Source organism: Spiroplasma endosymbiont of Tricholauxania praeusta, from assembly GCF_964019535.1.
Classification (GTDB): domain Bacteria; phylum Bacillota_I; class Bacilli_A; order Mycoplasmatales; family VBWQ01; genus Spiroplasma_E; species Spiroplasma_E ixodetis_A.
The window spans coordinates 899,171-923,817 of sequence record NZ_OZ026450.1; the positions used below are offsets into that span (position 1 = coordinate 899,171).

22 protein-coding genes are annotated in these 24,647 nt (G+C 23.8%); 13 read left to right on the top strand and 9 right to left on the bottom strand.

The window, feature by feature from the left end:
* Positions 1–3: 3 nt before the first annotated feature.
* From AACK96_RS04895 to AACK96_RS04910, 4 genes are read left to right on the top strand one after another with little or no spacing between them, the layout of a single operon-like run.
* Positions 4–2,073, top strand: a complete 2,070-nt coding sequence (locus AACK96_RS04895) for a hypothetical protein (RefSeq protein ID WP_338973617.1) — start codon at positions 4–6, stop codon at positions 2,071–2,073.
* A 4-nt stretch (positions 2,074–2,077) separates the two neighbouring features.
* Positions 2,078–2,200 carry a hypothetical protein gene (locus tag AACK96_RS04900; protein ID WP_338973618.1) on the top strand — a complete coding sequence of 41 codons (123 nt, stop codon included), beginning with the start codon at positions 2,078–2,080 and terminating at the stop codon, positions 2,198–2,200.
* Between the two features lie 18 nt (positions 2,201–2,218).
* On the top strand, positions 2,219–3,460 hold the full coding sequence (locus tag AACK96_RS04905) for a hypothetical protein (protein WP_338973620.1): 1,242 nt from the start codon (positions 2,219–2,221) through the stop codon (positions 3,458–3,460).
* Positions 3,411–5,441, top strand: a complete 2,031-nt coding sequence (locus tag AACK96_RS04910) for a hypothetical protein (RefSeq protein WP_338973621.1) — start codon at positions 3,411–3,413, stop codon at positions 5,439–5,441. Before AACK96_RS04905 ends, AACK96_RS04910 begins: the two co-directional genes overlap by 50 nt.
* Here AACK96_RS04910 and AACK96_RS04915 read toward each other — a convergent pair.
* Both AACK96_RS04915 and AACK96_RS04920 read right to left on the bottom strand, forming a co-directional pair.
* Entirely contained in the window at positions 5,438–5,734 is a 297-nt protein-coding gene (locus tag AACK96_RS04915; protein WP_338973622.1) for a hypothetical protein, read from the bottom strand. The two genes, AACK96_RS04910 and AACK96_RS04915, sit on opposite strands and share 4 nt — an antisense overlap.
* Positions 5,735–5,884: 150 nt before the next feature.
* The gene (locus AACK96_RS04920) at positions 5,885–7,591 is read right to left on the bottom strand and encodes a hypothetical protein (RefSeq protein WP_338973623.1); all 1,707 of its coding nucleotides are present in this window, start codon (positions 7,589–7,591) and stop codon (positions 5,885–5,887) included.
* Positions 7,592–7,664: 73 nt separating this feature from the next.
* On the opposite strand from AACK96_RS04920, the gene AACK96_RS04925 reads away from it, so the two are divergent.
* Positions 7,665–8,825, top strand: a complete 1,161-nt coding sequence (locus tag AACK96_RS04925; protein ID WP_338973625.1) for an Mbov_0401 family ICE element transposase-like protein — start codon at positions 7,665–7,667, stop codon at positions 8,823–8,825.
* 385 nt (positions 8,826–9,210) lie between these two features.
* On the opposite strand, the gene AACK96_RS04930 is transcribed toward AACK96_RS04925, so the two are convergent.
* The 3 genes from AACK96_RS04930 to AACK96_RS04940 form a co-directional block, all read right to left on the bottom strand.
* Positions 9,211–9,456, bottom strand: coding sequence for a hypothetical protein (locus AACK96_RS04930; RefSeq protein ID WP_338973627.1), 246 nt, complete (start codon positions 9,454–9,456; stop codon positions 9,211–9,213).
* Positions 9,457–9,549: 93 nt separating this feature from the next.
* Positions 9,550–10,071 (bottom strand): transcription elongation factor GreA, encoded by a 522-nt coding sequence (gene greA / locus AACK96_RS04935; protein ID WP_338973629.1) that lies wholly within the window; start codon positions 10,069–10,071, stop codon positions 9,550–9,552.
* Between the two features lie 40 nt (positions 10,072–10,111).
* On the bottom strand, positions 10,112–10,459 hold the full coding sequence (locus AACK96_RS04940) for an HPr family phosphocarrier protein (protein ID WP_281749432.1): 348 nt from the start codon (positions 10,457–10,459) through the stop codon (positions 10,112–10,114).
* 218 nt (positions 10,460–10,677) lie between these two features.
* On the opposite strand from AACK96_RS04940, the gene rpmB reads away from it, so the two are divergent.
* The 5 genes from rpmB (at position 10,678) to phoU (ending at position 15,711) form a co-directional block, all read left to right on the top strand.
* The gene (rpmB, locus tag AACK96_RS04945) at positions 10,678–10,869 is read left to right on the top strand and encodes a 50S ribosomal protein L28 (RefSeq protein ID WP_252320665.1); all 192 of its coding nucleotides are present in this window, start codon (positions 10,678–10,680) and stop codon (positions 10,867–10,869) included.
* A 265-nt stretch (positions 10,870–11,134) separates the two neighbouring features.
* Positions 11,135–12,100 carry a PstS family phosphate ABC transporter substrate-binding protein gene (locus AACK96_RS04950; protein WP_338973633.1) on the top strand — a complete coding sequence of 322 codons (966 nt, stop codon included), beginning with the start codon at positions 11,135–11,137 and terminating at the stop codon, positions 12,098–12,100.
* Between the two features lie 14 nt (positions 12,101–12,114).
* Positions 12,115–14,136: a phosphate ABC transporter permease PstA gene (gene pstA / locus AACK96_RS04955; RefSeq protein WP_338973634.1), complete on the top strand. Its 2,022-nt coding sequence runs from the start codon at positions 12,115–12,117 to the stop codon at positions 14,134–14,136.
* Positions 14,061–14,996, top strand: coding sequence for a phosphate ABC transporter ATP-binding protein PstB (pstB, locus tag AACK96_RS04960; protein ID WP_338973636.1), 936 nt, complete (start codon positions 14,061–14,063; stop codon positions 14,994–14,996). Before pstA ends, pstB begins: the two co-directional genes overlap by 76 nt.
* A 37-nt stretch (positions 14,997–15,033) precedes the next feature.
* Positions 15,034–15,711: a phosphate signaling complex protein PhoU gene (gene phoU, locus AACK96_RS04965; protein WP_174480791.1), complete on the top strand. Its 678-nt coding sequence runs from the start codon at positions 15,034–15,036 to the stop codon at positions 15,709–15,711.
* A gap of 161 nt (positions 15,712–15,872) precedes the next feature.
* Here phoU and AACK96_RS04970 read toward each other — a convergent pair whose 3' ends face one another.
* From AACK96_RS04970 to AACK96_RS04985, 4 genes are all read right to left on the bottom strand, one after another.
* The gene (locus AACK96_RS04970) at positions 15,873–16,112 is read right to left on the bottom strand and encodes a hypothetical protein (RefSeq protein WP_286642660.1); all 240 of its coding nucleotides are present in this window, start codon (positions 16,110–16,112) and stop codon (positions 15,873–15,875) included.
* Between the two features lie 187 nt (positions 16,113–16,299).
* A complete protein-coding gene (locus tag AACK96_RS04975; RefSeq protein WP_338973638.1) occupies positions 16,300–17,304 on the bottom strand; it encodes an ABC transporter ATP-binding protein in 1,005 nt (334 codons plus the stop codon).
* A gap of 20 nt (positions 17,305–17,324) precedes the next feature.
* The gene (locus tag AACK96_RS04980) at positions 17,325–21,320 is read right to left on the bottom strand and encodes an ABC transporter permease (RefSeq protein WP_338973640.1); all 3,996 of its coding nucleotides are present in this window, start codon (positions 21,318–21,320) and stop codon (positions 17,325–17,327) included.
* Positions 21,321–21,360: 40 nt separating this feature from the next.
* Complete coding sequence (locus tag AACK96_RS04985) at positions 21,361–22,224, bottom strand: hypothetical protein (protein WP_338973642.1); 864 nt, start codon at positions 22,222–22,224, stop codon at positions 21,361–21,363.
* Between the two features lie 118 nt (positions 22,225–22,342).
* On the opposite strand from AACK96_RS04985, the gene AACK96_RS04990 reads away from it, so the two are divergent.
* The 3 genes from AACK96_RS04990 to AACK96_RS05000 all read left to right on the top strand — a co-directional run bounded on the left by AACK96_RS04990 (position 22,343) and on the right by AACK96_RS05000 (position 24,615).
* Positions 22,343–22,636 carry a hypothetical protein gene (locus tag AACK96_RS04990; RefSeq protein WP_338973644.1) on the top strand — a complete coding sequence of 98 codons (294 nt, stop codon included), beginning with the start codon at positions 22,343–22,345 and terminating at the stop codon, positions 22,634–22,636.
* A 211-nt stretch (positions 22,637–22,847) separates the two neighbouring features.
* A protein-coding gene (locus AACK96_RS04995; protein WP_338973306.1) for an IS3 family transposase occupies positions 22,848–23,971 on the top strand; the annotation gives its coding sequence in 2 pieces (ribosomal slippage) (positions 22,848–23,091 and positions 23,091–23,971; 1,125 coding nt in all).
* A gap of 38 nt (positions 23,972–24,009) precedes the next feature.
* Positions 24,010–24,615: a hypothetical protein gene (locus AACK96_RS05000; RefSeq protein WP_338973645.1), complete on the top strand. Its 606-nt coding sequence runs from the start codon at positions 24,010–24,012 to the stop codon at positions 24,613–24,615.
* The last annotated feature ends 32 nt before the right edge of the window (positions 24,616–24,647 follow it).

Genomic DNA, 24,647 nt, shown 5'->3' on the forward strand with positions numbered 1-24,647 from the left:
ATTATGATTAATAAACTTTGAACTGATGTCAGTCTTGAAAATTATAATAACTGATATCCATTAACTGGAAAAATTACAGAAACACCACAGCAATATATACAAACATGACCTAATGTTAATGATTGATTTAAAACTTTTGCTATTCGTGCTCAAAATGATATTAATGCTTATCTTGATTTTATTTTATCTAAATTTCCTTTTGATAGTTTTAAAGATGAATTAATTAAAGAAACATTAAGAGATATGGTTTATGTTATGGTTGAACATTGAGTATTTAATCGTACACCAATTGAATTTAATGTTGATGCTACTATTCAATTTAATAATGGTACTCAATTTAGTGCAAATAGTACTCCTACAATTAATGTTTGAGATTTAGCACCTAGTAGAATGAAAATATGAGCAAGATTAACAGAATTAAAACAAATATTTTCAAGTTATAATGATGATGAAATAGATGTTGAAAAAATTGACTTAAAAGCATTTTATACTAGAAATCAAGTTGATGAATTAATAAAAGAACAAAAAGAATTTACATTATCAAAACAAATTAAATTATATGATGATTTAGTTGATGATAATGAAAATGAAATATATAGAGGTCCTGTTACAAAATTTATAAATAAAGGTTATGTTGCAACAGATTATGATAAAGAATCTGAAACAATGATTTTAGATTGACCTGATGAAATTGGTACATTATCCCCCGAAGCATTACAAAATAATCCACAAATTGGTGATTATACGCATGCACCAACTTGTGATTTTTCTGCTAAACAACAAAAACGAATTACTACAAATGAAAATAATATAACTAAATTGAATGATGAATTAACTAAAACTAATGAAAGTATTGATGATATTAAAAATAATTGATTTAATATTGAAACTAGTCCATTATGAAAGAAAATTAATAATGATGATTTTTATTTAGATAAATGAACTATAATTCTTTGAGTAATTGATTTACAAGATAAAAATGATAAAAAAATAGTTAATACTCTTAAAAAAGAAATAAAATTTTTATTAAATAACAATGAAAGTTATAATACAAAATCAATCATTCAAATAATATCATGAGAAGAAATGACAACAGTAGCAGATGCTACTAGAAGCGTAACTTTATTTTATGATTATAGTATAAAAAAAATTTTATTCGAAGTTTCTCCTACTCCTCCAACAATAGAATTTAATACAAATGTAATTAATCAAATTGAAGTATATCAATATCAAGGAACTGGGACACCAACTGAATTTATAGCAGAAGAAGGTACTGAACGTGATTATTATACAAAAATAGAAACTAATAATTTATTAGATAAAAAACAAGATAAATTAATTGCTGGTACTAATATAACTATTGATGAAAATAATAAAATTAGTGCTACTGGTGGTGGAATTGACCCAACTAATTATTATACAAAACCAGCAGTTGATAAAAAATTAGAAGATACAAAAGCATTATTTCCAATTACTTTTTTTATGAATGCTATTGGTCAAGAAATTCCTAATTTAGAAACTACTGATAAAACTATTGTTGGTGCTATTAATGAGTTAAAAGAAAAAATAAAAGATAAAAAATTTTCAAATGATTATTTTAAATATAATACTGAAACAAATGAAATTTTACTAAATGATGAAGAAAATTCATTACTTTGTAAGGATTTATTAGAAAATAATGAATATAAATTATTAAAAACTCAAAATAAAAAATTATTACAAGCAATTAATGAAATATTAGAAAAACAACCACAACCAAATCCAAGTCGTTCAAATTGAAAAGAAGTAGGAACAAGAGAAAAAAATAAATGAGATAATTGACAAATTACTTATGATTTTCAAGAGAATAAACATTATAGAGTTTATTATTCTTGAAGTATATATAATCCAGTTTATACTATTCAAGAATTTATTATAACTGATAAAAAAAATGCTGGTGTACAAATACAAACCTTTAATGATAGTGCTAATATAGTAATTTTATCAGTTCAACATGCAAAATTGATTACTATTTATACTGTAAAAGGTAATTTAAAAGGTAATGTATGAAAATTAGAAGAATTACAGGAATAATATTATGTTTTTTAAAATAATAAAAATTATTTTAGGTTTAATAGGAGTTTTATTATCTTCTGCAACTGCTGGTTTAATTATATTTATCATTGTAAAAATCATATTAAAAATTAATCAAATATTTTAAAAAAAGGTGGTGAATATTATGTTAAATCCATTTAAGAGAAAAGAAAAAAGTAATATTACTGATAATCAAAATGAAAAAGTAAAATTTTTAACTAATAAAAATAAAAGTACACATGCTTCCATTTTAAATTATTTTGGTTTTAATGATTTTAATCATGAAACTTATTTTACTGATTTTGTAGCAGAAAATAATGCTAATTTATATAATGCTCCATTAGATATTAATAATGAAACCATTAAACAATATTTAATTAATCAAGAGTTTTATAGAAAAAATTGAAATTCTATTTTTAAATTAAGTAAATTAGGAATTAGTGGTTATTTAATTTTTATTGCTAATGATGATTTATATTTTCAAGTAGTTGATATACAACAAAGAGTATATGATATTACTGGTAAATTAATTCAATGTACTATTTTTTATGATAGTTATGAACAAAATGCACAAATGGTAAGATTATTTGAAGTTTATACATTAAATAATGAACAAGTAACTATTAATCGTGCAATTTATAGTGTTAATGATAGTAAAAAACAATTTCCACTAGATTTTAAATCATTCATTAATAACCCTAATTTAGCACAAGAACAAACACTAAATATTAACTATATACCAATAGCAATTATGAGAAATAAAGCAAATGAATTAGCAGATTGTAATAAAGTAATGGATAAAATTAAAGCATTAGATGTTATTTATGAACAAATTGTTTTAGATACCATTTTAAATTCACCTAAATTTATATTTAGTCAAACTTATGGTAATGTTCAATCAGCATTAGAAGATGCAGTAAGAACTTTGGTTACTAAAAACTACATATTTAAAAGTGGCGGAGATAGTAACGAACAAAATGAAAATATCAATATGACAAATAGTAATTTTAAAGGTAAAAATTTAACTGATATATATGATTGAAATGTTAATGAAATATTTAAACGTTGTGGTATTCATATACCAAGTCAAAAGAAATCTGCACAACAATCAGTTCCCGAAAGTACAGCAGTAAATATTTCAACTATTAACTATATTGAACAAAAATTATGACAATTTAATATTGATATTCTTAAATTTATTCAAATATTAGTACGTTTAGATAAAGACTTATTAAATAGTAAAACATTTAATATTAATGATGAACAAGAAATTAATAATTTAACAGTGAGATTAAAATTATTTAATCCCGAAAATAACCAATTAATAGGAGAAAACAATGGAAAACAACAACAAACCACAAACGAAATTTCCACAGAAACAAACTAAACTTAATCAAGCAGAAGTAGAAAATGATTATTTAATTGATAATATTCCTTATGACTTTACTAATATGATGAGAGCAACTAGTGACCCCGATATTAATAGAGCATACGATGAATTTAAAAAAAGAACAATTTATATTTATGAAATTGAACGTTTATTTAAAAATAATGAAAATAATACTTTAAAATTTTCAGCAAATACTATTAAAATCGGATTTATTGATATTGAAAAAGTATTAAAAACTACTGCTGTTGAAACATCTGATTTTACTATGCAATTAAATCAAAGAGCAAGTACAAATATTAATGATAATACAATTGAATATAGTATGACTGATATTAAAAATTTAATATTTCAAGAAATAAATTTATTAAATCAATTTAAGTTATATGCAGTTAGTATTAATGAATCATTAACTGAAAATAATATTGATAATTTATATATTATTAATAATTATTCACAACCTTATCAAAATCCAAAAACAAGGAGTACTAAAAGTATTACTATTATTAAAATTAAAGATTTTAAAACAAGAGATGGTTATCCAATAATTATTAAATTACAAAAACCATTAGACAAAGATACCAAAGTAATTGGTTTAAAAATTAAAGCCCCTAGAAGCATGATTTTTGGCAATATAAAGGTACTTGGTGAAGTTGACAATATGGAAGTATACCCAAAGTTATTTGTTAAAGACAAAATAGCATTTCCGCTTTTATCAATGCCTATTGAAACTCAACCAAAAGTTAGAATATTACAACAATGATTTAGTGAACAAATATTACCTTGAAATTTAGCAAAACAATTTATTGGACAAGAAAAATCAGTTTTAGATTTAATTAAAATTAGTAGTGGTAATATAACAAGAAGAGAAGTTATTAAAAATGCAAGAGTTACACATGCTTGATTAGGATATGAATTTAGTAATGTTTTAGGTGGCAAATGACCACTAAAAAGTCAAAAAGAATTAAAAGATAAAGAAGTTTGAGATTTTGTAGGTGAAAGTCAATTTTATCAATATGTTGCAACTAATAATAAATTTGATGATATTGAAATAGAAATTAAAGACGCACCAACTATTGATAGTTTACAACAACTTTTATTAGATATGCTAAGTTATACATATAACTATAATAGAAACTTCGAAGGTGCTACATATGAAGACAAAAATGGTAAACCAAAAAATGAAATAGCAAAATTACGAGCAAAATTTGAAGGACAAAAGCCCGAAGATGTTATTACTAATTTATTTAAACAATGAAAATTAGATTATCCAAATTATATTAATTTAAAACAAATAAAAATTTTTAAGCAAATATTTATCATGTTATCAGAATATATTTATTCAATATTATCAATAAATAAAGGTTTGAATGATGATAATAAAATTTTATTACCTTATTATTTCGAATTAAAATCAAGTCCAATACATCCTACACCTGATGATATTTGGCAATTTAAAGATGTAAAAGTGATATTAAAATCTGCATATTTTGATTTTACAGATATCAATAATATTAAGTTAAAAAATAATGATATTAGTCAAAATGAATTATTTAAATTAGATGATAATCAATTTAATTGATTATCTATTACAAATGAATTAGAAACAAATAACATACCTTCATTAATTCCTGCTGATTGAACATTAGGTAATGGTGAATATGGAAAATATTTTACAAGAGCAATTATTGAAAAAATTAAACTTGAAAATTTATTAAATTTATATGGCTCAAATAAATCCCAATTATTTTCTAAATTAGAATTTTATAAAGAAATTTCAAAAATTGATAATAATAATGAATTTGAATTACAAATTGAAAATCCAATTACTAACTTAAATCGAGTTGAGATTAGTGGTATTTTTGGTGCTGGTAATTATGATTTACTTTTAATAACTAATAAACAAGAAATAAACTTACAAAATATTAATTTATTTGATAAATATAATGAAAATGTTTCTTATATAAATTTAGAAATTTAATTATCAAAATATCCATCAGGATAAATACCATCTCATTTTATATCAGTACTATCAAGCGGTTTAATTCCAAAATATAAACTTATCTTATATTTGTCTTTTGTTTTATATGACCATATTGTTGATTTAGCCCCCCCCCAGTAGACTGTATAGTCATGTCCTAAATATGATTTATAACCATTAGTTTGATTATGTGCTAGTGAACCAATTATTAAACCAGTTACTCCACTTACTGCACCAGTTAGTGCTAATGCTAATGTTATTTTACTTAAATTTGTTTTTATTCATATTTTCATATTAAATTACTCCTTTTTTCCTTGATTTTACTTTTAAATTGTACTATTTTTGATTATTTTTACAAGTATGCTTTTAAATGCAAAATAACGCCTAAATTAAAGGCGTTTATTTTATGAGACCTATACTATTAATTATATTGAAATTGTTTATTATATAGCAAATGTGAAGATACTTTTTTTCACAGTAGCATTATTTTTACCCCTAATTACATTTTTATATGGATACAGTGCATAAAACAGAGCATCATAAGGGTCTTGATACATATTTTTGTCAGGAATATTAGTTTTTGTTTCATCATAACGTAATTCTTCTAAACATTGAGTTGTTTTTGGTAAATCATCTTTATTTGCGTAAAAGTTTCCATAACTCATAATATTTCTCATTCAAACTACTCTATTAGTTAATCCGGCTTCTTGATTTAAATTTGAAGCATGTTTAATAGCAGTTTGTGTTATTAAAATAGTATTGTGTTCATCAATTAATTTTTGATTTAATCAATCCATTGCTGTTCTTGCTTTATCATCATAAAAATAAATTGCTTGTTCAAAATTTTCAAAATTATCCATTAATCCTAAAATTTCATTAACATAAGCATTAATTTTTTCATTTTCATTAATAAAATCATTTGGAGTAACTACTAATTCACAAATAATATAAGCATCATAATAACCAGTATTATTATATTCTTTAAAACCAACTACCATAAATACAGTATGGTCTTTTGGTCCCGTAGCTCAATCAATACCAACACTATAAAAATCAAATTTATACATTTCTTTTTCTTGATTATAAAATTGTTTTAAATCATATGATTGTCAATATTTTACTGTTTTTTGAAATGGGAAAATTGTTGCATCGCTATCTAAAAATTCAAAACCATAATAAACAGTATTATATTCATCTGGATTACTTTTTTCCATTTCTAATAATGTTCTTTGTTGAATGTCAGGTAATTTATTTCAAAATGGTTGAATAGTAAATCTTAAAACAAATAAACCTAAACCACTAAACATATCTTTATTTTCATAATAAACTTTACCAACTTTTTTAAGATTTTTCATGACTTCATCATTTAATGGTAAAAATGGTGTACAGTATTTTAAATAAAATGGATGATATTTATCATAAGGATTACATGTAAAAGTAATGAAAAAACTTTTATAAAAATAACGAGTAATCAATTTTCCAAAAGTAGAACTATATATATTTTCATCAATAAATGTTCAACTTCACTCTTTAATAGGTTCTTTTGATACTTTAATACGATTACTTCTAAACATAGAGTTTTGTAATCTTTCATATCGATATGTTAATTGCTTTTCTGTCAAAGTTTCTTTTTCTTCTGCCATTATTATTTCATCTGTTCTTGAACCTAAAAAACTTGACCCACCTGCTTCTTTTCCAAAAATTTTATTACCATTAGCATAACCAATAAAGTCAATTTGTTGATTACTTGGAAATATAATACATCCCCCATCCTTAGTAATTTTTCATTTAATGCCATGTGGATTATTAGGTAATAAATTAATATTATATGTATCTAATAAAACTTGACAAACATTCATTAAAGCACCAATTGTAGTTTCACTATGAGTATTTTCATATCTTCTTACTTCTTGAACACTACTATCACTAAAATTACAACATATAAATAAATCAAATGCTAAACAATTTCAAGTTTTTCTTGTTCCACGTGCAGTTGGTACAAAACGATAAAAACAATTAGTTGTAAAAAATTCTGCTCATTCATCACCAACAAATGCTTTAAAAATATCTCAGTTAAAACCATAATTATTATCACTAAAATTAAGATTATATTTTTTATTTAATTGTCCATAACTACTAATAAAAGCCATATTTACTCCTTATTTTTTAAAAAAAATTAAACTTAAATTATTAACAAACAAAAATTAGAAAGGAACATTAAAAATGTTTATATTACCATTCGCAAATCATTTTGATTGAGACAAACATGATTTTAATCAAGATAAATTAAGTTTAAAACAAACAGAAGAATTATTTGCAAAAATAGATGATTATTTATGAAGTATATGTGATAAATCTGAATATAAATCATATAGATTTAGACAACGAAAATTAAAAGCAAAAAAAGGTTTATTAACTTATAAACGACGTATTTGTACACATTATAACACAAAAACACAAAAAATGGAGTACGTATCATTATTAGATAATTATCTTGGTGTTAAAAAATATAGTAAACTTGCACCTAACGTTATTAAACAAATTTTAAAATATTTTGCTGATGGTAAAAAGTATCGTGATGTTTGTGATACTTTTATTGAAGATTTAATAAGTAATAGTACAGTTTGTAGAACATATCAAAAATTTGAATTACCAAAAGCAAATATTCCCAAAATACCATTACAACCAAATCAAAATTTATATGTAAATATTGATGATGGTCATCGAAAATTTAAGTTTAATGAAAAACACAATACTAAAAATTGTAAAAAATGTTCGATGAGATTAATAGTAATGTGTACTGGTAAAAAGAAAAATGGAAAATTAATTAATAAAAGAGCTGTATGTAAAATAAGAGTTTCAAAAACAGAAATTGGTGCTGAAAAAACCGCAAAATTAATAGAAAAATATGGTAATTTATTTTTTGAAAACTTTGACCAAGCAAATTTAATAGTTTGTGGAGATAGTGCAAAATGAATTAGAAAAACTGCTACAATTTTAAATGCTAAATTTATTTTAGATAAATTTCATGCTTTTCATGTTTTATTTCTTGGTATAATGGCAGGAAGAAGAAAAAATCAAATTGCTAAATTACACTATCAAAATGCAATAAATTTATTTGCCAAAGGTGAATATTATGAATTAATTGATTTTTTACAATCATTAACTTTACAATATAAAAAATTAAAAGTTCGTTATTTTATTAATGCCAAAGATGGTTTATTAAACCAAGCATTAGTTGAAAATATTGGTTGCTTTACTGAAACTAATATTAAACAAATTTTAAAACATATGATTGGTGATAGAACTTATAATATTGATATGTATACAAAAATGGTTAATTTTAAATGCTATCAAATAAATACAGCCATCCAGTTATTATAAAATAAAATTAAAGATTTTAAAAAAACAAAAATAAAATAAAACTTATTAAAGATGCTTTAATAAGAATTTTTGAATTATAAAAGTAAGTATTATTGTTGACTAATATTTTTCAAGTGTTAAGATTAACTCACAATTGCATATTGAAGTCAAAATTATTCTCGTCTAACTTTATAATTTTAAGACAAATTTGAATATTATTGACAACATCGGTACGCTCCCAAACAATATTAAAAAATAATACTTTTAAATTAAAAAGTAAACGTTTAAATTTAGAAATAATGATTGATTATAATCAAAAAGATCTAATTAATGTTCAACACTCAATTTACAATAGTTCAAAAGCAACCATTTTTTCTAAAGAATTACAAGAATTTTTAAAAAATGCTTACCATAATGCAGTTGCATCTAAAAAAATAGATATCCCATGAGTAATAACAGCAACTTTTAATTTACCAAAATTTGAAATTAATCAAAAAAAATTACCAAATTCATCATATATAACTGAAATTAATGACTTAAAAAATAAAATTATTAAAGAAGGTATAACTATTAAAAATGATGAAACATACTTTGAAACTAAACTTTCTTTAAAAGAAATATGTGAAAACTTTAATATTGAAAATTCTAACATAAAAGAATTACTAAATAATTGCTTAAAAATCCCAGATAATAATTTTGAAAAAATCAAACAACAAAGTAATTTAGATACTAAAGAAAACAAAACTTATAATTGATTTTTTACTTCTATAATTTTTACCCTATATGTTTCTTTAATACCTTTAATATCAACAATATCACCAACAACACAATTCATAATTGATACTGCTAATGGGCACTCATTAGAAATTAATCCTTCAAATGGATTACTTTCAATACTTCCAACAATTTTAAATTTTTCTTCTGATTCAGAAACAATTTTACCATCTTTAATTTTTACAATTGTTACTCAACTACCAACACGAACTGCTTTGATATTACTATTTTTACGTTGTTTTTGTTCTTCAAGAATAACAGCACTAGTAATAATCGTTTCAAGTTCTTGAATGCGTGCTTCATTTTTGCCTTGCTCTTCACGCGCACTAGTATAATCAGCATTTTCTGATAAATCGCCATCAGCCCTAGCTGCTTTTAATCGTTCTTTTATTGATTCACGTTCAACATTAATTCGTTTATATAATTCAGTTTTTAACTTTTCTAAACCTTGTTCTGAAATTATTATTTCTTTATTTTTGTTAATTTCGCTCATTAAATGCCTCCATTTATATAATTTAATATTTTAAAACCATTTACTTTATTAATTTTTCTTCTTTTAATAAAGAAATAATTTCTGATTTAACTTCTTCAAGTTTTTTATCTTCTACTTTTTCATCCATTTTTGTAATAATAAAAGCAATTTTACTAAAATTTTTTGCTTGTAAACCTAGAAAATTAAGAACTGACTTAGCTTTAACTTTAGTTTCATTACCAGTAAGTTTTACCGACTTAGTAATATCTGCATTATCAGGTAATTTAATGACTTCTACCTCAATATTTTTATACTTACTAATAGCAGCTGCAATTTTGGCTATTGGTCGTGCATGTAAACCAATCTTTTTTTCATCATCAATTTGCACAGCATAAATAATACAATTCATTTTTTTCCTCCAAGATTTCTTAAAAATTTGTATAATATAGTTTATTTATAACATATTTTTTATTTTTTTAAAAAAAATATATAATTTAAATTTTTCTTATTAAAATAATGACCTAGTAAATATTCAATTTTTTACAAATAAATTTTAATTTTTTTTAAAATAAATAAATAAATATGGTATTATTTATTAGTTAAAACATTAATAAGGAGAAAATAACTATGGCAAGAAAATGTGCTTTAAGTGGTATTGGTCCACTAGCTGGTAACAACCGTTCGCATGCGATGAACTCTTCTAGAAGAAAATGAAATCCAAACTTACAACCAGTAAAAATTGGTGGAAAAACTTTAATGATTAGTGCTCGTACTTTAAAAACTTTAAAGAAAAATAATGCTTTAGATAATAAAAAATAAAGTTATTTTATCTTTTGAAATATATAAATAAAGAATACTAATAAAAGAAAGAAATACTTTTGTTTTATTTTTTATATTAAATTAAAAATATTTAATAAAATGGTATTAAGTTAACTTAATACCATTTTTTAATTAATAAAAAATATTAATAATATAGTCTAGAACCTACATTTTTTATAAAAATGAAATAATTTTTCTAGTTTTTATCAATTATATTGTTATAATACGTGTATGATAAAGAAAACTCTCAGTTGGGTGGATTTATATGCTAAAAAAAAGAATTTTGTCATTATTTTGATTAATCACAATGATTAGTATTTTTATTGTAACTTTAGTTAGTCATAAACCCTATTTTATTATGGGGGGTTCAACTTCAGTAGCACCTTTAATGCATACATTAATGGAAGACTATCCCGATAATCATAAAGAAGCAGACTTTACTTATAACAGTTTAGGTTCAGATGCAGCAGTAATTCCAGTTAATAAAAATATGTTTGGTATTGGCTGACTTTCAAAAGAATATACAACTCCTAATAATAATTTAATTTCTTTTGTTTTATCAAAAGATGGCATGATTTTAGTTTATAATTTGCCACAAGATTGCTTAGGTAATAATAAACCTCTAAATTTTACACAAGATAAAGTAAAAAAAATGTATTTATCGAAATCACCTATTTTCTGAAGAGATTTATTTCCACAAAATACTTCAGAACCAAATCAAGGTTGAATCAAACCAACTTGTGACCTCAAAATTTTAGCTTATACTAGAGAAAATGGTTCAGGAACACGAGATGTTTTTAATGAAAAAGTTCTGGGTGATTCAAAAGCATATTATCCACAAGCAATAACTGTTAATTCAAGTACACAAATGTTTAATATGTCTAGTGGTGGTGTTGGCTATAGTTCATATTCAGATAAAAAACAATTAGATTCGAATAAACAATTCACTAATATTCATATTGCTAATTGAGAAAATATTGCTCCAAGTTTAGACACCATTAAAAATGGTACTTATCAGTTATCACGACCATTTACAGGTTTAATAAATAAAAATTTTAAACAAATTAATACTTTAGTTAAATTTCTAAAATTCTTGTTTATTCCTGACTATCCAGGTCATAACGAATACGTAGTTCCTGCTTTTTCAGAAACTCAGTACGCACAATCAGCAGTAGCATTAACTGACAAATTAAATTATGATTTAAATCAGTGATTAAACAATTTTCCATAAAGGAGTATTAATAAATGAAATCCAAATCTTTTAAAAAGTTTTGACATAAAATAACTTTTAATCATTTTAATAAAAATCATGATCCAAAAAATGTTTTTATTAGTGAACAAAAAAAACATACTTATGATCTGATTGCTAAAATTTGTGTATTGTCTATATCTTCATTAGCACTAATTGCCGCTTCATTATTAATTGGTTTTATTATCGGTCAAACATTTAGTAATATGAGTTTTCTAAATTGATTTAAAATGTTAGGAAATAGTAAATGATTACCTAGTGCTAATAGTTTTGGTATTATTGCCTTTATCGTTGCCACTTTTTGAGTTGCACTATTTTCAATGATACTTGCTATTCCTTTAAGCTTACTAACATCATTATTTATATGTGAATTTTTACCACCAAAATTAAAAAAAACAACATTAACTTTAGTAGAATTATTATCTGGTATTCCTTCAGTTGTTTTTGGTGCTTTTGGTTTAATGACCATTGGCCCTATTTTTGTAAAAATGGGAGCACCAACCAAAGAAAATATGATGACAGCAAGTTTTATTTTATCAATGATGGCATTACCAACAATTATTTCATTATCTGTTAATGCTATTACTCGAGTACCAAAATCTTATCTATATGCATCATTAGCACTAGGTATTAGCAGGACTGACACTAGTTTTAAAGTCATTTTTAAAGCGGCAAAAACCAAAATCATTGGTGCAATAATTTTTGGATTTGGAAGAGTCATCGGTGAAACAATGGCCGTTGTCATGATTGCTGGTAATAGTACTCTAACCCCAAATTTTGCACATGGTCCACTTGCATTTTTATTTAGTTCAATTTCTACTTTAGCGGGAGTAATTGGACTAGAAATTGGAGAAGCAGTTAGTTCTCAACAAATATCAGCATTATATGGAATTGGTTTATTTTTATTTATTATAGTTTCAATCATTAACTTTATTGTTTTAATAATTTATAAACGTAGTGATAAAAAAGCAAAAGGTCATAAAAAACCACGAAATTATAATTTAAAAAAAATAAATCTATCTGATAATCAACTAATGTTAACTATTAGTGAAAAAACTATTAAAAATCAAGGTTGAAAACACTTTAAAGACTATTTTCGATTATTCTTTATGGGGCTAGCTTGTTTTATTACTATGGGATTAATTATTTGAATTATTGGTGATATTATTATTAATGGTATCTTCAACATTAGTGGTAATGCTGGTAGTAGCATTTTCAATTTTAATTTTGCAGCTTTAATTTCAACAACTGGTGATGAAGGTTACTTATCAATTATCACAATGACATGTTTATTGGTATTAACAACAATTACTATTGCTATGCCATTAGGTATTATTGGTGCAATTTATCTTCACGAATATGCCAAAAATGGTTGATTTGCTTCAATATTACGTTTTGTGCTAAATACCTTAGCTTCTACGCCATCAATTATCTTTGGTATGTTTGGATTTACTTTTTTTATTACTTTCTTACAAATAAGTTTCTCAACAATTGCTGCTAGTTTAACATTAACAATTGTTATTTTACCACTTATTATTAGAGCAGTAGAAGATACATTAAAATCAGTACCTATTGAATATCGCGAAGCATCATTAGCACTAGGTGCTAGTAAATTTGAAACAATAAGAAAAGTAGTTATTCCGGCTGCCATTGGTGGCATTATTACTAGTATGATTTTATCAATGGGTAGAATTATTGGTGAATCAGCACCAGTTTATCTAACATTAGGAAGCACTGTTGCTTTTCCCAATAAAGGTTTCTTAAGTTCAGGACAAACTTTAACAACCCATATTTTATTAGTTAATAAAGAATCAAATGACCCTAATAAATTAGGAATGATGTACCAAACAGCACTAATAACAGTTATACTAATATTTATTTTAAACTTTATAGCAAAACATTTTGAAAAAAGTTTAACAACAGGAATCGGGGTGAAAACAAAATGCTCAATTGAATTATTAAAAGAAAAAATGAAAGCAAGAAAGAATCAGCGAATAGCAATAAAAAAAGAAAAGTAAATGTAATTAAACCTTACTTTTTAAAAGTGAAAGATAAATTTAAGAAAAAACCAAATAACAAATCAAATAATTTATCAAATATAGAAAATATTCCAAAAAGTAATTATGTTTTTACTATTAAAAATTTAAATTTCTTCTATAATCATGGCAAAAAACAGGCTTTATTTAATATAAATTTAGAAATAAGTCGTAATCAAGTAACCGCTTTTATTGGACCAAGTGGTTGTGGCAAATCAACATTACTACGAACTTTAAATAGAATGAATGATTTAATTGATGGTGTTAAAATTAATGGACAAATATTATTTAATAATGAAGATATTTATGAAAATAAAAAAAATATCATTTCATTACGAACTAAAGTTGGAATGGTATTTCAAAAACCTAATCCCTTTCCAATGTCAATTTATGAAAATGTGGCATATGGCCCAAAAAATCAAGGCATTAAAAATAAAAAGATTCTAAATCAAATTGTCGAAGATGCTTTAAAAAAAGCGGCTTTATGAGATGAAGTTGCTCAACACTTATTCGATTCAGCATTATCATTATCAGGTGGACAACAACAACGTTTATGTATTGCTCGTGCTATTGCCCTAAAACCAGAAGTACTATTAATGGATGAACCAACTTCAGCTCTAGATCCGATTGCCGCATCTAAAATTGAAGACTTAATGAATGATTTAAAATCAGACTTTACAATTATTGTTGTTACACATTCAATGCAACAAGCAGCACGAATTTCTGATAAAACTGCCTTTTTCTTAAATGGAGAAGTCATTGAATATAATAATACTAAAAAAATATTTTCACGACCAAAAGATAAAAGAACAGAAGATTATATTACCGGCAGATTTGGTTAAAAATATATATAATTAATTATAGAGAAAGGAGGAAAAAATGAAAATAATTAACCGTAGATTTGATTTAGATATCATAAATTTAAAACAAAACTTATTAACTTTATTAAAAGAAGTAAAAAAAGAACATAAAGACGCTTTAATAGCAATGGAAACCCAAGATTTTGACATGTCAAAAAGAATTGTTGAAACCGATAAAGAAATTAGAACAGTCGCTGAAAGTTTAACAATTACTGCAATTTGAAGTATTGCTCAACAAAATCCTTTTGCTACTGACTTACGTACTATTATTGGCTATATGAATATTATTCGTGATTTAGAACGTATTTCAAATTATGCTAAAAATTTATCCAAATTTAATGTCAAATATAAACCAGAAATTAAATTAACATCTCAATTATCAGGATTAATGAAAAAAGTATTTAAAATGATGGATTTAATTGGTGAATCTATAAATGAAAATGATATTAATAAAGCTTATCAAGCAGCAGAATATGATATTGATATTGATAATCGTTTTCGTGAATCAATGAAAAACATTGTCAATATGTTAAAAGTAAACAAAAATAATGATCAACTCTCTCAATATACATCAACAATGCAACAGTTGAAATATATTGAAAGACTAGGTGATCACTTAGTTAACATTTGTGAAACAATAGTATATATTATTAAAGGTAAATTTTATGATTTATCTTCAACAAAAATATCTGAATAATTTATCAATCAGTGTTAAAATAATTACTTTTTTGCAAGTTTCATTTAAATATTTTTAAGTCATACTTTAATATGATAATATTTATTATTATTTTATTTTTAATTGTATTAAATTAAGGTATGATTTTTTAATTTAATATTAAAATTTCTAAAAAGGAATATTTAACTTAGTTCTTCTATTTTAATATTACTATTAATATTTTTTTTGTTATCTACATTTTGCTTATTTTTATTATATAATAAAGAAATTCCTATTATTAAACCAATTAAATTTAATGTTAAAAATAATAATATGATGCCTAATGCATTATTACTATTACATAAACTTATACCTCAAATTAAAAATACTATTCAAATTACTAAACATATTCATATAATAAATGTAATTAAACCAATACTCATTGCCTTGCACCTTTTTCTTTCTAAAAAATAATTAAACTAAATAAAATATAGTATTTTCTATTAGATTCTTATAATTTAATATTTTTTTCTTTATACAAGTATTTACTCTATATAAATATAAGAAAAATGCATGAAAATATGCATTTTTCTTATATTTATTAAATCAACCCCCATCTATACCCTTTTCTTATGATCAATTTATTTCATTTGGTTTCATTGGTTTTTCATTATTCTTTACACTAATAATTTTACCATTTTTAACGTTAATAACAGTATTTGCAACATATTGGAAGTTAGGATTATGAGTAACCATAATAATTGATGTTTTATATTCTCGATTAACATCCAATAAAATCTCTAATACCTTACGCCCCATTTCCTCATCAAGTGCTCCTGTTGGCTCATCACAAAATAAAATTGTCGGATTTTTTGCTAGTGCTCTACCAATCGATACTCTTTGTTGTTGTCCACCTGATAATTGACTTGGAAATTTATTCATATGTTCATCCATTTCAATAACTTGAAAAATATCATCAATACTCATATTTTTATTTTTATTTTTAGCAAGATTTTCACCAACTTCAGCATTTTCACGAGCAGTTAAGTTAGTTAATAAATTGTATTGTTGAAAAATAAAACCAACATTATCTCGTCTAAATTTAGTTAAATGACTATCTTTTAATAAAGATAAATTGTATCCCGCCACAAAAACATCACCAGTATTAGGTTTATCCAATCCCGAAATAATATTTAATAATGTTGTCTTACCACTTCCCGATGGTCCTAAGATAACAACAAAATCGCCTAATTTAATTTTTAAATTAACTCCTTTTAATACTTCATATTCTAAGTCTCCAGTTAAGTAAGATTTTTTAACATCAAATAATTCAATAACATTAGTTTGAGTATCAGGAGTATTATTAGTCATTGATATAATTTTACCTGCTAAAATTTCTTTTGAATGAGTTTTTGTTAATTTTTTAATTGCTTTTTGATTATCTTTAAAAGCTTGTAATTTGGCTTTATTAGCTTCTATTTCTTCCTTTGATTCTGGTTTATCATGAGATTTATGGGTTACTGGTGGTATTGCACCTTCATTTTTAGATACTGACTTCTTTGTAAAACTAGATTCTAACTTATTTTTAGTTACTTGTTCACTTGAATTTTTAGTGTTTTTTTTATCATTTTTCATGTTTTTATTCCCTTCTGCTTTTAATCAATTTCATTTAAAGTTTTAATTGGATTAATCTTCTTCATGGCATATCAATCAATAATAAAGGTTGTTGCATAAATACCAAAGACAATTAAACCAACCACAAGTGGTAATCATCAAACAAAGAATAATGGTAAAACCCATGTTGTATTAGCAGCTAAATAGTTAAGAATAAACTTAACAATTATTCATCCTACGGGAAAACCAATAACAAACATAACAGCAATCACTGGTAAATACATACCAATAACAATATTAGTTATTTTTGCATCACTATAACCAAGTGTTTTCATTGTTGCTATTGTTTTACGATTTTCATAAATTACTAAATTACTTGTTAATAAAATAATAAAGAACGAAATGATTAATGAAAAGATAATAAATGCAACCAATACTGTATCAACTAAAGCAGTAATTTGATTTAACAACTGATGATGGATATCTTGTAGCGTAATATTAACAGCACTACCTGCACCATAACCTTGATAAGTACCAGAACCATCAGTACCACCATTTAAACCAAAAGCACTGTAATCTCCATACATTTGCGAAGTTGAAAATGAATTAGTTATATCTGGTAATGATTGCGAATTTGAAAATTTAAAATTAAAAATTGGATTTTCATTTTCAAATATTTGATTAAGTTTATAAATAACGGGATCATTTAATTGATTAAGAAAATTTTGATATTCATTAAATGATTTTAATTTACCAAAATCAACATCACAAGTTGTTTTTTTGTCTTCTCATTCTTTTTTAAATAATAAAAATAAAAATTCTTTTGTTTTATTAAATGATAAAACTTTATCAGCATTAGTTTTACTAATATAAGCATTAGGTTGACGATAACCATTATATATACCAACTACTTTATACGTTGGTGTTTTAGAACTTATCTTATCATTATAAGAATTAACAACCTTACCAGCAGTAACTTCTTTTAACATATTTGTAGCATTAATACCCATATTATCATAAGCCCCATCCTTTAACTCATCAACTTGTGTATAACCAGTTTGTTGTTTTAATAATGTAACATTATTAACATTTTTACTATCACCAACAATGTTATCAATATTAATTTTATCCAAATCAAAAGGTTTCAATTTATTATTATCTTTAAATTTCATAGTATTACCATTACTACTCATTTTAAATTCATCATTTATTTTTAAATTTAATTGTTTAGCAATCGTTTGATTAATAACAAGACTAATACTATCATCACTATTTTCTTGTTCTAAAAGTGGATTTAATGAAGAACCTCCAGCATCATATAATTGCATCATTGAAGGTTTGCCTAACTGTTGTTGATTTTGTAAACCATAAACTTTCATTAAATATTTGTTCTGTTTAAATAATTTTTCAGGAGTACCAATAAAGTAAGTTCCTAATTCATCAGTTTCTTTATCAAAAGGCACAACATTAAAAGCAACATTAAAAGGAGCATTGGGATCACTATAAGCTTTGGCAATATTTTGACGAATAAAATATGGGCTTTTAGTATAAGCACCTTGCACTACAGTTTGTCCCATTCTATTATAAAATAAAGCACCAAATCAAATTCCAACTTTATTAATTCAACTATCACGCTCTTTGTCACTAATTTCAGATGCATTATTATTCAATAATTGTGTTTCATTAGTTAAATGTCATGGATATAATTTATCGCTAGTATCAAAACTTAAATTATCAATATCATTAATAAAAGTAGGACCCTTACTTGAGGCATTTTTGTAAGCAGGAATATTACTATTTGCTCAATCTTTGAATTTTGTAATATCTAAATCATTAGGATTAGTACTAATCTTACCAGTCTTTGAAATCGTACCACTAATATTCATTGCCACTGTTGTTCGATAGTTTTGATAAAATTTTCTAATAATATTATAAGTATTCTCACTATAAAAACTGTTAATATTAGTATTTTTTAAAACTGTGTCATACATTGGTAATGCATTTGGTCAAGCCATTTGTACCATAATTCTAACAATCACAGAAGCACCTTTAATATCACTAGAATCTAATCCATTTAAAAAGTTTTTAGTAAGCATTTTACCATTTAAATACGTTAAACCAGTATATCCTAAATCACTAATAGCACCACCGGGATTAGATTCATCTGACATTGGAGCATATGCTTCAGCATTAATATTATTTTCTAATAATTCTTTAACAAAAGTATCATTTAATGGTCCAGAATTATCAAAACGTGGTGGATATCAATATGTATCACCAGTAGTACTATCAACAGTAGAAGTATAAGTTCAATCATCTTTATTACTTGGATTATAAGTTTTATAAAAACTATATGGAGAATTATAAGTCGGAATGTCATATTCAACTAAGGAGTGATAATTCATACCAGTAAAAGAAAGTAATTTATTATCAGCCATAATTTTTGGACCAATAATAGATGTTGTCATTAACGTTGTTCCTAAAAACATAGTTAATGATGCTGCTGCCATTTTTCCAATTGATGATGTAAATAGTGATAAACGGAATCTTGTTAAAAATCCACGATTAATACTTTTTGTTTTAATAATTCGACTAAAGCGAGAATTAACAGTAGCTGATTCGTTTTTAATTAAATCTATTGGTTTTTTAATAACTGTTAAAGCGCTAATAACTCATGCAATAATTGATAAAAAACCAAATATTAAAATTAAACAATATATAAATCCTAAACCATCAAAAATAAAACGACCAAAATCTAGATTAAAATAGTTGGCAAATGTTTGAACTATAATTACTTGTAAACCACTTGCTGGTAAAAACACTAAAATAGTACCAATAAGTGCTGCTACCATTGGATAAGCTAAAGATGTAATTAAAATTTTAATATTACTATAACCTAATGATTTTAAAATTCCAATTTGTGTTCGTGAATTATCAATATTTTTATAAGTAATTAATATTACTGTAATTCCTGTAATAATTAAAACAATTAACAATAAACCAATTAATAAACTTTTAAATCCAATAATAGTTGCATTCAAAGTAGCAGTACGATTATTAAACGTATACTTATTATTTCCTAACTTATATACTAAAGCAGCATCAGAATCAATAGGATTAATATATTTACTTCTTAAACTTTGTGAAATTAATTTAATATCATTAATTTTACCTATTGTTGATTTTCCAACAAAATAAATTTCGCGATCATTATCAGAAGAAATTGTGATTTTTTCATTAGCTTTATCATATGATCAAATATAATTATTTTTTTCTAACCTTTTACTTAAACCAAATTGCATTGGATCAACGTATAATAAACCTTCACGAGTTTTATTTGGAATTGGTGTAGTTTGATCAATAATTGGGGTTGTGAAATCAGCAGATACACCATATCCAACAATTTTTAATCAATTATAACTACTATAAGCAGCATCATTTAAATCATATCCTGAAACTTTTAAACTACTTCCTAATTGATCTGATTGCACACGAATTGTATCATTAATATGCAAATTATTTTTTTGAGCAAATTCTTTATTAATAACTACCTGTTTTCAACTTGGAGTTTTATTTGGATTTTTACTATCTCCTATTTGATAACCATCACTAATGATTAATTTATCAATACGAGCATCTTGATTATAAGTTAATATTTTTAAAATTCTAGGATTACTATTATTATCTAATTGCATAGTTCTGCCTTCAACACGATCTCATATAAATTCATTACCAGCATCATTTGCAATATTGTTAATATCAAAATCATTCTTTTCATCAACAGCAGTTGTTGATGTTGAGATTTTATTAGAAACAGTTTTTGGAGTAGTATTAGATAAATCAATAACAAAATCATGTAAATTAGATTTTGCAACTAATGTTGAATATTCATCAGAAATTCTTGCTAAACTTGTTTGCATTAATGAAAAAATAGTTGATGATAATAATAGTAAAACAATTAAACCAACTAATTGAATTTTATTACGAAATGCTTGTTTAAACGCATTTTTAAAAAGCAAAAATGATTGTTTTTTCATATTCGTTCTTCCTTTCTTTTAAATTTTAAAACAAAAAAAGTTATTGAATTAAAGCCATTTTTCAACCATTAATTAAAGTTTTTAAATCTTGAATAGTTTTAGTAATAAGTAGTGTTAATTGGGCACTTAAAAAATAAGTTAAATTCTTCTTAAAAATAGCAATTAAAAGTTTTTTATTATTATCAGTAATAAAAACTTGGTGGTCAAAATTAGTAAACATTTGTTTTTTAAATTGCCATGTTAAAATGATAATTTTAGTTTTAGTATATGCTTTTACTGGAAATTGTTTATTAATAATATTAGGTAATGAAGAATTACTAAATAATGTCACTCAAGTTTTTTTCATTAAATTAAAAATTGTAAATAAATTATCACTAAACATTTTTCATGAAAAAAAACCTAATCAATAGTAAAAGAACACTAAAATTAGTATTGAAACAAAGTTATTTATTGATGGTAACGATATTTTAATCATAGTAAAATTAAATTGTAAAATAATGGCAATTATAATAATTGACAAAATAGTAAAACGCATCACTTTCATAATCTGATTATTATTACGGCTTAAAAAACTAAAACAAATAAATAAATGTAAAATCGAAATCAATGATAGCATTGGTAAACTTTCTAAATCTAAAAAATTAATATTAATTACCATTTCTTGAACTGGTAATAAAAATAAACAAAATTGTGCTAAAAATCATAAACTAAATTGAAGAATAATGATTTTTGTTTTATTAAATATTTTTTTATTATTAATACTATTTTTATGAAAATTAATAGTAATTAAAAAAGTTAATTTCATAATTAAAAGTAAAAAAAGAACTGGTAAACCAAAAAAAATAAATAATTGTTCAAAATTATTAATACTATTAATTTTTAAAATATTACTACTACGTAACATTATATTCACCTTTAAATAAACTTTGCTATTATTATAATTATAAACTATTAAAATTAAATAATGCAATTATTTAGTTTTAGATAGTGTTTAAATATTAAAAAAAAAGGAAAAAAAGAAAATGTTATGAAACTGCTGTATTAAATTCTTTAGTAATAATTTTGATAATGAATATCAATATTTACAACCTATGGATTCAAACTATATGTACTACCCCACTACTAATTATCAAACTACTACATCTACTACTAAAACAATAATTGTTGAACAACCAACTAAAAATACATCAACAGTTTTTTCAAATAGAAAAATTATTTCAAAACCATTGAAAAAAAAGATACAAGAAATTAATATTAATAATATTACTATTTTTGAAGAAGAAAGTGAAAATCAAACTAAACATATATCTTTATAAATAAAAAAGAGTTAATAAATATTTATTAACTCTTTGTTTTTAATTTATAACTATCTTTAACTTTTTTAAAAACCATTGTTTTGTAATCTTTGTTACGATAATCATCAAAAACAAATATACCTATAAAATGATACCATGGATGGGTTACACTTTATTGGACACTAATTACGTAGACAAGTTCACAAATTAGTTAAAAGAAAGGAAAATAATTATGGCCAATATTAACTCATATTCAGATGAATTTAAAAAACAAATAGTAGCTTTATATCAAAGTGGCAAGTCAGTATCTTGTCTTGTTAAAGAATATAACGTTACAAGAGCGGCTACTTATAAATGAATTAAGCAATTTACTAATTCAGGCAGTTTTAAAACCAAAGATAATCTTTCTGATTTAGAAAAACAATTAATTCAAGCAAATAAAGAATTAAAACAATTACGAATGGAAAATGATATTTTAAAGCAAGCAGCACTAATAATAGGCAGAAAATAGAAATTATTGCAAATAATAAATCTAAATATAAAATTCGCACAATGTGTCGTTTTTTAAAACTCTCTAAATCAACATATTATTTTAATTTAAAGAAAAAAAATAAAAATCAAAATAATATTTATGATGAAGCTGTTATTAGTGCTTTTAAAGAAAATAAAGAAGTTTATGGTACTAGAAGATTAAAAGTCATACTAGCAAACCAAGAAATTTATTTATCACGCAGAAAAATTAAACAAATTATGAATAAGCATAATTTAATATCAAAATACACTAAATTATCATTCAAAAATCATCATAATAAAGTCAATGATAGTCAAATTACCAATCTTGTTAATAGAAACTTTAATAATAAAATTAAAAATGAAGTTATTGTTAGTGATTTAACTTATGTTCAAGTTAATGGTAAGTGAAACTATATTTGCTTATTAATAGACCTATTTAACCGCGAAATTATTGGACATAGTGTAGGTACTAAAAAAGATGCATCATTAGTATATCAAGCATTTATGCACTCAAATCGCTGTTTAAAAGATATTGAAATATTTCATAGCGATCGCGGTAACGAATTTAATAATAAAACTATTGATAAACTTTTATTAGCATTCAACATAACTCGATCTTTAAGCAAAAAAGGCTGTCCTTATGACAATGCTGTTGCTGAAGCAACTTTTAAAACTTTCAAAACTGAATTTATTAATGATAAAAATTTTACATCATTAATCAAATTAAAATTAGAATTATTTGATTATATCAATTGATACAACAACATAAGAATTCACAGCACCTTAAACTACCTAACTCCAGTTAATTATCAAAAACAAGTGTCTACCAAAAAACAGTCCTAAAAAGGGTTGCCATTCCAAAAAATTGTAAAAAATGTTCTATGAGATTAATAGTATTTTGTACTGGTAAAAAGAAAAATGGAAAATTAATTAATAAAAGAGCAACCTGTCAAATAAGAGTATCAAAAACAGAAATTGGTTCTGAAAAAACTGCAAAATTAATTGAAAAATATGGTAATTTATTTTTTGAAAATTTTGACCAAGCAAATTTAATAGTTTGTGGAGATAGTGCAAAATGAATTAGAAAAACTGCTACAATTTTAAATGCTAAATTTATTTTAGATAAATTTCATGCTTTTCATGTTTTATTTCTTGGTATAATGGCTGGAAGAAGAAAAAATCAAATTGCTAAATTACATTATCAAAATGCAATAAATTTATTTGAAAAAGGTCAATATTATGAATTAATTGATTTTTTACAATCATTAACCTTACAATATAAAAAATTAAAAGTTGGTTATTTTATTAATGCCAAAGATGGTGTATTAAACCAAGCATTAGTTGAAAATATTGGTTGCTTTACTGAAACTAATATTAAACAAATTTTAAAGCATATGATTGGTGATAGAACCTATAACATTGATATGTATACAAAAATGGTTAATTTTAAATGCTATCAAATAAACACAGCAGTACAATTATTATAAAATAAAAATCCCTAATTAAGGGATTTGCCTAA